This is a genomic window from Altererythrobacter epoxidivorans (genome assembly GCF_001281485.1).
GTDB lineage: Bacteria > Pseudomonadota > Alphaproteobacteria > Sphingomonadales > Sphingomonadaceae > Erythrobacter > Erythrobacter epoxidivorans.
This window is the reverse complement of sequence record NZ_CP012669.1, coordinates 2061569-2075000: the sequence shown is the minus strand read 5'-3', so window position 1 is coordinate 2075000 and position 13432 is coordinate 2061569. Positions and strand designations below refer to the sequence as shown.

Here is a 13432-nt window from a genome sequence, read left to right as displayed (position 1 = left end):
TAATCGCGGATCAGCATGCCGCGGTGAATACGTTCCCAGGCCTTGTACACACCGCCCGTCACACCATGGGAGTTGGTTTCACCCGAAGATCGTGCGCTAACCTTTTAGGAGGCAGCGAGCCACGGTGGGATCAGCGACTGGGGTGAAGTCGTAACAAGGTAGCCGTAGGGGAACCTGCGGCTGGATCACCTCCTTTCTAAGGATTGATTGCGAAAGCGCCTGACCTAGCGTCGGGAAGTGCTTCGCAGCTTCCAAAGAACATTGCCGTCGTCCTCATGTCCTTTCATCACTGGAGATTACGCAGCCTAGCTGCGTGATGCGCCTGAGCTGGCTCATTGCCGCCCGCGGCCGTTCGGCCAGCGAGGACGGATGGGCCTGTAGCTCAGTTGGTTAGAGCGCACCCCTGATAAGGGTGAGGTCAGAGGTTCAAATCCTCTCAGGCCCACCATCTCTTGTCTGGCTCACGGGGCCTTAGCTCAGCTGGGAGAGCACCTGCTTTGCAAGCAGGGGGTCATCGGTTCGATCCCGATAGGCTCCACCAGACAACAACTTGTCTCCAGGATGAAATGAAAACGGATCCGACTTCGGTCGGCCAGGCGGGATCTGCCCGCCGCTCTTTGACATTGTGAATGGGTTTTTAAATCGATGCCGTGGCGCATGGATTGCATGGATGGTCTAGCCGGCCATTCCAAACGCGATCGATGCATCACAAATCAATCAAATTGATTATCTGGCTGAGATAATTCCTCCGCGCCATCGCGAAGACGAACGGGTTTTATGCAGGCCTGTCGTTGATGGTGTGGATTCTCAAGCGTGAGGTAAGAGCATTTGGTGGATGCCTTGGCATGTACAGGCGAAGAAGGACGTGGCACGCTGCGATAAGCGTCGGGGAGTTGTGAGCAAACTTTGATCCGGCGATTTCCGAATGGGGAAACCCACCCTCACCATTTCCTCATTGTTCCCTTCGGGGTTCGATGAAGAGGTGGATAGGGTATCACCTTAGTGAATATATAGCTTTGGTGAAGCGAACCCGGGGAACTGAAACATCTCAGTACCCGGAGGAAAAGACATCAACAGAGATTCCCGTAGTAGTGGCGAGCGAACCGGGACCAGGCCAGTGCCTCTTTGTAAATTAGCAGAACACTCTGGAAAGTGTGGCCATAGCGGGTGACAGCCCCGTATGCGAAAGTGATCAAAGAGGACTCGAGTAGGGCGGGACACGTGAAATCCTGTCTGAACATGGGGGGACCACCCTCCAAGCCTAAATACTCGTACATGACCGATAGCGAACACAGTACCGTGAGGGAAAGGTGAAAAGCACCCCGATTAGGGGAGTGAAACAGTACCTGAAACCGGATGCTTACAAGCAGTTGGAGCCCCATAGGGGGTGACAGCGTACCTCTTGCATAATGGGTCAGTGACTTAATCTAGCATGCAAGCTTAAGCCGTTAGGTGTAGGCGAAGCGAAAGCGAGTCTGAATAGGGCGACAGAGTATGTTGGATTAGACCCGAACCCCGGCGATCTAGGCATGACCAGGTTGAAGGTGCGGTAACACGCACTGGAGGACCGAACCGTTGCATGTTGAAAAATGCTCGGATGAGTTGTGTTTAGGGGTGAAAGGCCAATCAAGCCGGGAAATAGCTGGTTCTCCGCGAAATCTATTGAGGTAGAGCGTCAGATGTATGCCGATGGGGGTAGAGCACTGGATGGGCTAGGGCTGCGCGAGCGGTACCAAACCTAACCAAACTCCGAATACCATCGAGTCTTGTCTGGCAGACAGACGGCGGGTGCTAAGGTCCGTCGTCAAAAGGGAAACAGCCCTAACCTACAGCTAAGGTCCCCAAGTCATATCTAAGTGGGAAAGCATGTGGGAATCCCAAAACAACCAGGAGGTTGGCTTAGAAGCAGCCATCCTTTAAAGAAAGCGTAACAGCTCACTGGTCTAAATAAGGGTTCCTGCGGCGAAGATGTAACGGGGCTAAAGATATGCACCGAAGCTTAGGGTTCAGAATTTATTCTGAGCGGTAGCGGAGCGTTCCGTAAGCGAGCGAAGGCGAAGGGTAACCGACGCTGGACGTATCGGAAGTGCGAATGCTGACATGAGTAGCGATAAAGAGGGTGAGATGCCCTCTCGCCGAAAGACCAAGGGTTCCTGCGCAATGCTAATCAGCGCAGGGTGAGCCGGCCCCTAAGACGAGCCCGAAGGGGGTAGTCGATGGGAACCACGTTAATATTCGTGGGCCTGGAGATGTGTGACGGATCGTGGAAGTTGTTCACTCTTATTGGATTGAGTGGGCGGCCAAGCGGTTCCAGGAAATAGCCTCTCCGTATAGACCGTACCCGAAACCGACACAGGTGGTCAGGTAGAGTATACCAAGGCGCTTGAGAGAAGTATCCTGAAGGAACTCGGCAAATTGCCTCCGTACCTTCGGAAGAAGGAGGCCCCATTATTGCGCAAGCAGTAGTGGGGGGCACAGGCCAGGGGGTAGCGACTGTTTATCAAAAACACAGGACTCTGCTAAGTCGGCTTCAAGACGACGTATAGGGTCTGACGCCTGCCCGGTGCTCGAAGGTTAAGAGGAGGAGTGCAAGCTCCGAATTGAAGCCCGAGTAAACGGCGGCCGTAACTATAACGGTCCTAAGGTAGCGAAATTCCTTGTCGGGTAAGTTCCGACCTGCACGAATGGCGTAACGACTTCCCCACTGTCTCCAGGATATGCTCAGCGAAATTGAATTCTCCGTGAAGATGCGGAGTACCCGCGGTTAGACGGAAAGACCCCGTGCACCTTTACTGCAGCTTCAGAGTGGCATTAGGAAAGAGTTGTGTAGCATAGGTGGGAGGCTTTGAAGAATCGGCGCCAGCTGATTTGGAGCCATAGGTGAAATACCACCCTGCTGTTTTCTGATGTCTAACCAACTACCGTTATCCGGTAGTGGGACCCTCTGTGGCGGGTAGTTTGACTGGGGCGGTCGCCTCCTAAAGAGTAACGGAGGCGCGCGATGGTAGGCTCAGGCCGGTTGGAAACCGGCTGCGAGAGTGCAATGGCATAAGCCTGCCTGACTGCGAGACTGACGAGTCGAGCAGAGACGAAAGTCGGTCATAGTGATCCGGTGGTCCCTCGTGGAAGGGCCATCGCTCAACGGATAAAAGGTACGCCGGGGATAACAGGCTGATGATTCCCAAGAGCTCATATCGACGGAATCGTTTGGCACCTCGATGTCGGCTCATCACATCCTGGGGCTGGAGCAGGTCCCAAGGGTTTGGCTGTTCGCCAATTAAAGTGGTACGTGAGCTGGGTTCAGAACGTCGCGAGACAGTTTGGTCCCTATCTGCCGTGGGCGTCGATTGTTGAGAGGAGTTGCCCCTAGTACGAGAGGACCGGGGTGAACATACCTCTGGTGTACCTGTCATCCTGCCAAGGGTGCCGCAGGGTAGCTATGTATGGACGGGATAACCGCTGAAAGCATCTAAGCGGGAAGCCTCCCTCAAGATAAGCAATCTTCGAACCGTCATAGACCATGACGTTGATAGGCTGGGTGTGGAAGTGCAGTAATGCATGGAGCTAACCAGTCCTAATAGTTCTGATCGCGCTTGTTGAATCCCACCATCAACGACAGCCCTGTGGGTTGTCTGGTGGAGGAATAATCAGCCAGATCAACGCCTGCATTGGTGCATCGATTTAAAACCCGCATCCGCCCGCTTCATTGCTTGGTGGCCATAGCGTCTGTGACCCACCCGATCCCATCTCGAACTCGGCCGTGAAACCGGACAGCGCCGATGGTACTAGTGCCTAAGCACTGGAAGAGTAGGTCGCCGCCAGGCATTGTAGCCGGCGGGTGCGTGTTAAAACCCATTCACGATTTCAAAAAGCCGCTGCCGGTCTGACCGAGCGGCGGTTTTTTTGTCTCTCCGCTCTAGTTTGATGCGCGAGAAACGGTGCCGCGGGGTGGAGCAGTCCGGTAGCTCGTCAGGCTCATAACCTGAAGGTCGTTGGTTCAAATCCAACCCCCGCAACCACCAAGCCTCTGAAAAAACGCATTTTTCTAGCCTCGCTGCTTCCAGCGGGGCTTTTTGCGTTTGGAACTGGAAGCGCATAGGAAGCAACTCCAGCGCAGCGCAGCGTGATCAAGCGGGAGCTTACTCGTTTCTGCGTTGCCTGATGGCCTACATGCAGGATCTACGGTGGCCGAATTATGAAATGAGTACCGTGAAACGCAACATGAGGTGAGCCAATCCAGCGTAGATTGGGCTGATCCGTTTCTAATCACGCGAAGCGCGGTATGGATCCTGCTCTGTTTTATTAGGCAACCGATGAGTACACACGATTACGGATGACTTTGACGTTCATGTCGCAAAATTACTCAGACTGAATTCTCGTCGCGTGGAAGAACGCTGAATTCTGTTCAATTCATTTCGATGTCCGAGTGGCAAGAATTGGAACATGCTGGTTGCACACCCTTTTTTTTCCTCTACCCTCTACTCGAGCGCACAGAAAAACGGTTGATCATGAGCCCCGTCGGGCCGCTGCCGACCTGGTGGTGATGGAGATCCAGGCCGTAATTGCGGGGAAGAGGGAAAAATACATCCACGATGCGCGAGGCCGCCAATCTACCGACCAAACTTTCATCTGATGGACTCCTGATCGGCTACTCGCTCGATGAGGCCAGACATCGGCCCATAATGGGTTTTGAATTCGGCGACGCGATTGAGGACGACGATCCTGACAATGAACTTCTCGAACCCATATTACATACCGGGGACGGGCATCTAATCACGCTGGCGCGGACAGGGGCGGGTAAAGGCGTTGGGTGCATCATCCCCGCCCTTTTACGCTATCGCGGGCCGGTGATCGTCATCGATCCCAAAGGCGAGAACTACCAGGTCACCGCGCGTCGCCGCCGCGAGCTGGGCCAAGAAGTGTTGCTGCTCGACCCGTTCGGCATAACGGGGGAAGAGTCGGGCGCGCTGAACCCGCTCGACTTGATCGATCCGCGCTCTCCCGAAGCGATTGACAGTGCAGCGCAGCTTGCCGAGCTGATCGTCACAAAGCAGCATACACTGGACCCGTTCTGGGACAGTCGGGCACATTCGCTGATCACGACCATGTTGCTTTTTGTCGCTTCCGCGCGGCCGCCTGTTCTGCGCAACCTGCAGGAGATGCACTACCTGCTCAACCAGACGAGCGAGGATTTGGATTTCACCTTCAAGGAAATCCTCAAGAACCCGCTTCCCGTTGTCCGGCAGGGCGGCGCAATCAAGTCGACCGCAGAGGCGAAGGTCTGGGCTTCGATCTTGTCAACCGCGCAATCACACACCGATTTCCTGCGAAGCGCCGGGGCTCAGGCTACTCTCGGTCGCTCGACAATTGATCTCGAGGCGATCACGCGCGGCGATCCGATTTCCATCTATGTCGTAGTTCCGCCCGAAAAACTCGAAAGCCATGGCAAACTCCTCCGTTTGTGGATCGGAGTCATGATGGCGGCCATAACCCAGCGCTCGCGCCGTCCCGAACTGCCGACTTTGTTCATACTTGATGAAGCCGCGCAACTCGGCCCGCTCAAACAACTTCGTCAGGCGATCACACTGCTTCGGGGATATGGCTTGAGGACCTGGAGCTTCTGGCAGGATCTCAGCCAGCTCCAAATGCTGTACCCGCACGATTGGAAGACGATGATCAACAACTGCGAGGTCTTGCAGGCGTTCGGGTTCGCTAATGCGCGTGTCGCCCGCGATGGTGCCGAACTGACAGGTTACGAAAATTGGCGCGTTCTTCAAGATCTTGAGTTTCCTGAAATGGTTCTTGCGATTGCAGGAGACAAGCCAGTCATAGCGCGCAAGCCCAACTATCTCGCAGACCCTGCATTCACAGGTCAGTTCGACGATAACCTGTTCTACAACAAAGCCCCGCAGCAACACCGGGAGACGCGTGCGCCCGTCCGGTCCGCGAAACGTCGCAGTCTGGCAGAGCTCAAGCGGCTTCGGGCAAGCGAGAAGGCCGAGCCGGAGGAGGGGCGACGGCCTTCCGCAAGCGAGGTGCTCGACATGGAATTCGATCTGACTGGCCCCGAATTCACGCCGCCAGAAGACATCCCCGACCCTTTCGCCACCCCGGACGATGACGAAGCCTCTTACGTCACCAAGGATGATGAGACTGGGGAAGACAGCAAGAAGCAACACGGCAACCCTGGAGACGACGCCAGCGGTGGTGAGAAACATTGAGCGACAAAAATGAAAACCCCGTCGCGGTGGGCTTTATCGACGGGCAGAACCTTTTCATGCAGGCGAAGCGCCTGTTCGGCTACCGCACACCAAATTTCGATCCGCTCGCACTACATCACGAGATGTGCGAAGTCGCCGGCTTCCTGCCCGGAGCGGTACGCTTCTACACTGGCTTGCCATCACCGCGGCGCCAACCCCGCTGGCACGCTTTCTGGTGTAACAAGGCGGAGGCGATGGAGCGCGATGGTGTGGAGGTGACAACGCGACCATTGCGCTATCGCAGACGACGCATCTTCGACGAAGACGGCGATGTCGAATTCATGGTCCAAGCAGAAGAGAAAGGGATCGATATCCGTATCGCGCTCGACCTCGTGCGCATGGCGCGGCGCGATGAACTCACCGCTGCGATTATTTATTCGCAGGATCAGGACCTCAACGAGGTCGTATCCGAAATCGAAGCGATCAGTGAGATCAAGGGCATCGAGATAAAGCTCGCCTGCGCTTTCCCCACCAGCCCCCAATCAGACTTCGACCGCGGCGTCATGAACACCCAGTGGCTGCGCTTCGACAAGCAACTTTACGATCGTTGCATTGACGATCGCGACTACTTCCCGCGAACCTGAGGCCTTTTGCTTCCGCGCCGGAGCCTGCCTCGCTAGCAGACGACATTAAGGAGAAAAAATGCAAGTCGATCGGATTTTTCTCAGTTCGACTTTTCTTGATTTTGCCTGGGAACGAGAGTTCCTGAATACGACGCTGGTGCCGGCGCTGAACGAGGAATTGCGAACCGAAGGACGCGAAATCGATCTGCTGGACCTGCGCTGGGGCGTGTCGCGCGATGCCGGCCTCGATAATCACGCGGTCGATATCTGCATGGACGAGATCCGCCGCAGCCGCGCGTCAGGCGCACGCCCATACTTCCTCTATCTCGGCAGCGACAGACCCGGCTGGATCCCTCTACCCCGCCTTCTTGGCCAGACGGACCATCGCGCCATCCTGGATATCCTTAGTCGAAACGATGACGGTGCCGCCGCGCTTTTTGACGGCCTCTACCGGGCTGAGAACAATTTCATCGCGCCAACCTACACCTTGTGCAATCGGGAAAATTTCGAGGCCGCGCATGGGGTTGAATGGACCCAGGCGGAAGAGCGTGTTCGAAACGCGATCGATGCGCATCTCGATCATCTGTCCCCCGGAATGGCGCAACGATTGTCGACGCCGGTCACCTTGCAGGAACTCGAACTCGGTCTCAGCCTGGTCGACGGAGACGCCGGACGGATCGGCGCAATGTGGCGAAATGAGAAACTCACGCTGTTCGGACGCATGACCAAGGCCAGATCCGCGGGCGGTGATGGCTGGCGCGAACGCGTCGAACACATGTTCGCTGACAAAGGCGCGAGCCTTGAGGAGCTGGAACGCTCTGGAGAGCACGATAAAGCTTACCGGGCGGCGTTCGCAGAATGGGCACGCAAGGTACTTATGCGCGCTGCCCAACCTCCTAAAGCGGACAGCAAAGAGAGTGTTCCGGCCGCGGCTCCGACAGCGCTCATCGAGCGGAAATGCGTTGCATCGCTAGCGCGGCAGATTGATGTTACGACCAGACAGCCGATCTTGATTTTCGGCTCCAGCGGTTGCGGCAAAAGCGTCATCGTTGATCAGCTGGTGGATTGCAGGCCGGAAGCCATAGTGGTGCGCCCGGGGCGCGAGAGTCATCGGCTTGATGCTGAAGGTTTTGCCTCGCTTGTGGTCCGCGCCATTGGCGGTGCGCCTTCCGAGGGCGGCCAGGCATCCGAGGCACTTGTGGAGCTCAGGCAAAGGCTTGAGCGGTCCTTCTCGTCAGACGTGCTTCTGGTCGTGGACGGGCTCGACGAATGCGACTGGCGCGACTTCGGCGAGGCCGTTTCGTGGATTCCGGCTGAAGCGGGCGAGCGGCTTAGGCTTGCCATCACGACCTGCGACGATGGAATACGCAGTGCCTTCGCCGATATCTTCACCCGCGACGCGATACTAACGCTCGCGGAGTTCGATGATGAGGAAACGCGCCTCGCGGTCGAAAGCTTCCTCGGTGCCAGCGGGCGGCGCCTGCAGCCGGAGCAATACGAGAAATTGTTCGAAGGCCTCGAGGACATGCCTGCAAAGGCTGTTGCAACACGTATCGCCTCGACAATCGCGCGCTCGCTCTCCGAGCATGACGAACTACAGGCAAACGAGTCCCGGCTGGAGGCATGGATCGCCAGCTGGATAGAGCATCTCGTCAACCGCGAAGGCCATGGGCAGCGCCTTGCCGAGGCGACCTTGGCGCTGCTGGCGGCTGCGCGACGCAGCATTACCGAAGCGAACCTTTTCGACGCGGTCAGGGACGATGCCGAAATCCTGGCATGGCTGCGCGATTCCTTTCCCGATGCAGTTGCGCTCGATACCTTGCCGAGGACAGCATTCAGCAGGCTGATCGGCTCGCTTTCTCCGCTGCTGGAGACAACAGAACGGGACGGTGAACTGCATTACGCTTTCATACACCATGCGCTTAAACGGGCTGTATGGGAACGGGTACACCCAACATGCGGTGAGTGGGCGCATGACCGGCTGTTCAACCTGGCAACCGATCGGATCGAGCTGGGCAGGGCGCAAGGCTTCGACGACCCGCACAGCCTTTCCGAAATCGTATACCAGGCAGCATCGCTCGGCGCGCCGGCACGGGCCCGTCTTGAACAGCAGTTGCTCGATCCAACCTTCATGGCAGCGAAAACGGGGTGCGAGGCGCTAGCCGACACGCTCGCCGAGCTGGAAACATTGCGGGTCGCAGATTGGCTGGGATCACCCATTATCCGCCAGTATGCTGAGATGATTGGCGAAGAGCGGCACAACCTCGTGCGGCTGGAGATGGAGGAGGAGCGAGAGCTTTACCTGCGCCAGCGCGTGGGGCGGGATTTCGCCTCCAACCCGCTGCGCGGCCATTTCCGCGAGGACGAGCGCGTGGCCAGACTATGCCTGCAATCGCCGCGCATCCCGGGCGTACGCGTGGCAGATGCCGTCTCGCCGCGCCATGTGAGCTTCATCCAACCTGTGGGGCGAGACCTGGCGATCGGCCAGAAGGACGGGTCTATCAGCATCGTGGACGGCGAATACGGCAATCTCCGCGCGACCCTTCCCGGCCACGGCCAGATCAAGGGAATGACCTTGGTGCCCGAAAGCGGCCGGATCCTGACCTGGGGCACCCGCGGCGATCTCGCCTTGTCGAGCGTCAGTGCGGCCCGGGAATTGCACCGTTTCGACATCGGATCGGGCCCTGTCCTCGGCGCCGTGCCGACCGAAGAAGGAGCGTGGCTGGTCATCGGCGGCAGCCCCCTTGCCGTCCATCGCTTCGACTCTGCCGGCGAGAAGGTGGAGAGCAGGTCCTTCGATCTCGAAACGGGGCCATCGGTGAAGATGACGAATAACGGATTCGAGGAAGCGTGGCGATTCGGGCCCGAGAGAGTCGCAACGGCATTGATGGGGCGACGCGGCCACATGCACTTCGACCAGCAAGCCGACATCGCCAATCTGGGTGAAGGATTGGTCGCGATCTATGGCTTTCAATTGCTGGTTGTCTGGTCGGTTCAACACGGCAAGGTGCTGTTTAGCGCAAACCAGGTCGAGAACGACATGTGGGTCCCTTGGCAGGTGCGGCGCGATGGCAAAGATGTCCTCGTGCTGTCGAGAGGAGGTGGCCTAGCGCGTCTGGACCCTGCGTCCATCAGCATGACGGTCGAGAAGCTGGCGCGGGCAGTCGGCGGGGTAGAGCGTATCGATGATGAGCGGCTGCTGGTGTTCAGACAGCAAGACGACGGGACAATCGCGACCGAAATCGTCAATCCGGCCACGCTGCAGATTGTCGAGCAGCAGAATTGGCCCAACATTGCGGATCAGGGATTTTTTCGCCGCGCGACATCATTGATGACGCGTGGCGTCACGCCGCTTGGACCGCTCCTGTTGGCGTGGAGCGCGGAAGGTCATTTCCTGCTCGATCATGCGAGCGGTGAGATAGCGCCAATTCCGTTGCGCGAGTTGGCTCTTTCGCTGACCCCCGGCCCGCATCTGCCGGGCAACGCGGCGATGCTCATCAACAATGGGAATCCGCAGGTCCTGTTCATCGATGGTCAGTCGCTCGATCTTGAGCCGCTCGTTTCAGGTATTGCCACCTGCACCGATCTTGGCGACGGGCGAGCGCTGCTGACACTCGATGACCAGCGCGCTGTCATCTGGGACGCTGACGCCACGATCCGCTGGATCATAGAGGACCAGGATGGCGGCGATCCTGCGGCTGCGCGGTTAGCAGGCCAATCGATACTCTTGGCCAATGGCGACATCATAAGCCGGGATCGATCCCCCGATGCAGGCTTCAGTCGATTTTCGACGCTCGGCACCTTTTTGTTCGGCCAGAACGGACCAGATGGTCCTCTAGTAGTCGCTGACACGTCCGGCCCGTTGGGAGAGGTTGCAGCAGCGGGCGAAGGCCGTATCGATTGTCTGCTCACCGCACGCGATCCCATAATCGGACAAATCTATCCCAACGTCGCTTACCTCGGTATTCGGGGCGAACATCTGGTCACTGGCCTCAACGGCGGAGCCGCATCGACCACTTTCCCCATTCCCAGCGACGACAAAGCTGCGGTTGGGCCACTGGGCGACCTCTCGCGTGTGAAGCGCATCATGGCGACCTCCGATGGTCTCCTGCTGCTACGAAGGCGCTCGATCGAAAAACTCGTGGCCAAGAACAGCCTGCTGACGCAATTCGAGCGCAGCACGCTGCTGGACGGCAAGGTGCTCATGTTCGACCAACCCAACGCGCATTTCGCGGCGACCGCCTGGTTCGCGCACGATGGTATCGGGCTGACCGCGATCCAGGATCATTTCCAAGGCAAGGGTTTGGAAGCGCGCCTGTTCCAGAGCTTCGATACGCAGAAAGGCGTTCGCGGCGCCAAGTTCATCGTCGCGCCCGATGGACTGGTGCAGACGCTGCAGGGCTTTGCCTACCGCGACGAGAATGGCCGGTTCCAGCATCTCACCTGCGACGCGGCGAGTGGTAAAATTTCCGTAGAGCCCGTCGAGGAGGCCATCACCCTGCCATTGCCGCTGCGCGAGCGGATGGAGGATATTCACGGGCCGAACGATGGGGGAACCTACTGGGAAATGTCCGTTCCCCAGGGCCTCACCTTCACGCTTTCCTCCGGCGCGCTTTCCGCGACGCTCGACCATGGCCGGATCATCATGCGCAGCGACGAAGGCGAACGGTCGTTCTTCTTTCCAGCGGGCTTTGATCTGCTCGACGCGGTTCATCATGCGGGGATGCTCATCATCCTAATCCGCAGCGAAGGGGTGCTACAGCTGTTGCATTGCGGCCCTGCCGAACTCGTCCCCGAACAGATCCCCTATTCACACGGCGCGCCCGACCGACGCGCGCTCCGCCGGTTGGGGCTTGTCGACATTGTTGCGGAGATGCCGCCGTCCCAAGCAGGACATGGCATGGTGTTCTCAAAGGAAAAGGAAACTGCCCACCAACGCCGCGAATTGCCCGAGATTATCGAAACCAATCTCCTGATCGGGAAGGGCAACGAAGCGGAAAAGGACATGTTCCTGCTCGAAGCCATGATCGGTGATGCCGCCGGTGACAATTCGCACGCAACGAAATCCGGTGCGGCCCACCGGCTGGCAGCGCTCCATCGAGTGCTTGGCGGTGAGCTGGATTTCGAAGCCTATCGCCGGGAACGCTTCGTCAGTTCTTCGACGGATGATGCGGAGGTGTTGGTAAAGCCCTGGCTTGATGCGCTGATCAGCGCGGTTCTGACCCAACCGGATTTCGGAACCAAGGTTAAGGCCAAAAACTACGCCATCCGCAGCCAGATCGCGGCTGCGGGAGTCGATCCGTCATCGCAGCGGGAGCTTTCGGATCTTTTCCATCTTATCGAAAATCCGCCCCCGCTTTCAGAGCCATCCAAGCGGACCGATGGCAGCACAAGGGAGCAGGAATTCATGGACCTATCGAAAGCGGACATGGCGCAGCGACACGACGAAGCCATCGAACTTGATCAACGGGGCCATAGCGCAGAAGCGGAGGCGATACTTGAGGAGCTGGCGAAGGCGGGTTTCGCCGAATCAGCCTGGTCACTGTGTGTCATGCATCATGCCGGTCGCGCCTCATCTCCCTCCAAGGAAAGTGAGCGCAAATACCTGACCATGGCTGCCGAGGGCGGCCTTGATAAGGCGCGCACCAATCTGGCGAATATGCTGATGCAGGGCGAGGGTGGTCCGCAGGATCTGGCTGGAGCCCGGCACTGGTCGAAGCTGGCGCTGGACAATGGGGATCGCACCGCGGCCATGTCCTATGTAGTCGCCACGCTGACCGATCCATCTGCTGACCAGACGGAGAAACAGGTAGCATTGGCGATCCTTGAAATGGAGGCTCGTAGCGGCAATCCGCGGGCGCTTGCGCTCATCCAGCGACTGAAAGGTGACGGCTGATGTCGGTTGGCTTTCCGCCCGCGCAAAGCGGGGCGCCTGATGTCCCCGTCATCGCGGTGTCGGGGCATCGTCGCCTGTCGTTGCAGGCGGAAGCCACGCTCGAAAAGGTGCTTGGCCGCTTGTGGCGCGAGCTTGCGCAGGAATGGTCGGCGCGCGGTCGGGACGAAGCACCACCCCTTATCGCCAACGGACTGGCCCTTGGTGCCGACCTGCTCTTCGCCGACACACGCCAGCGGAACTTTCCGGCTGCGAAGGACTGGCACGTTCTACCCTGCTCACCAGCACTTTTTGAAGCGTCGTTGTTCGACGGCCTCGAAGTGCAGCCCTATGCCGCCGCGGTGCTTCGGGCGCGCTACCGCCGCGCAGCAGAGGGGGCAACAAGGCAGACCGTTATCGATGATGGCCCGGAACCGCCCACATCCTTATCCTATGGTGCGCTTGCCCGCTGGATGGTTGCTGTAGCAGACGGCGTTATCGCCTATTGGGACGGTCAAAATCCGCGTGGCGAAGGCGGTACCGGCCATGTCGTCGAACTGGCTTGCGAGCGCGCGCTTCCGGTCCTGCTTGTTTCGTCAGATGGCGAGGTACGCGGGGCGGGCGCGGTGGCTGGTAAGTCGGATGACGGCCTGACACTGGCACGCGAGTTTGTCGGCATGACCTTGGGGCAGTTTGATCGGAGAGAAAAACTTACCGCCTCGTGGGCCGGAGATTGA

4 protein-coding genes, 3 tRNA genes and 3 rRNA genes (1 of these 10 only partly in view) are annotated in these 13432 nt (G+C 58.3%); all 10 read left to right on the top strand.

The annotated features are described in order from the left end of the window. A 16S ribosomal RNA gene (locus AMC99_RS10350) occupies positions 1–196 on the top strand; it begins 1292 nt to the left of the window's first position. A 175-nt stretch (positions 197–371) separates the two neighbouring features. Continuing rightward, positions 372–448, top strand: a tRNA-Ile gene (locus AMC99_RS10345). Positions 449–465: 17 nt separating this feature from the next. Next, a tRNA-Ala gene (locus tag AMC99_RS10340) sits at positions 466–541 on the top strand. A 267-nt stretch (positions 542–808) separates the two neighbouring features. Further along, positions 809–3598: ribosomal RNA gene (locus AMC99_RS10335) — 23S ribosomal RNA — on the top strand. 111 nt (positions 3599–3709) lie between these two features. Next, positions 3710–3824: ribosomal RNA gene (gene rrf / locus AMC99_RS10330) — 5S ribosomal RNA — on the top strand. Together the 16S, 23S and 5S rRNA genes with 3 tRNA genes alongside form the textbook arrangement of a ribosomal RNA operon. A gap of 118 nt (positions 3825–3942) precedes the next feature. After that, positions 3943–4019: transfer RNA gene (locus AMC99_RS10325), tRNA-Met, on the top strand. A gap of 573 nt (positions 4020–4592) precedes the next feature. Further along, complete coding sequence (locus AMC99_RS10320) at positions 4593–6221, top strand: type IV secretory system conjugative DNA transfer family protein (RefSeq protein ID WP_061926287.1); 1629 nt, start codon at positions 4593–4595, stop codon at positions 6219–6221. Beyond that, positions 6218–6844, top strand: a complete 627-nt coding sequence (locus tag AMC99_RS10315) for an NYN domain-containing protein (RefSeq protein WP_061926285.1) — start codon at positions 6218–6220, stop codon at positions 6842–6844. The genes AMC99_RS10320 and AMC99_RS10315 overlap by 4 nt, the downstream gene beginning before the upstream one ends. Before the next feature lie 58 nt (positions 6845–6902). Then, entirely contained in the window at positions 6903–12719 is a 5817-nt protein-coding gene (locus AMC99_RS10310) for a DUF4062 domain-containing protein (RefSeq protein ID WP_061926283.1), read from the top strand. Then, a complete protein-coding gene (locus AMC99_RS10305) occupies positions 12719–13432 on the top strand; it encodes a hypothetical protein (RefSeq protein ID WP_061926281.1) in 714 nt (237 codons plus the stop codon). The genes AMC99_RS10310 and AMC99_RS10305 overlap by 1 nt, the downstream gene beginning before the upstream one ends.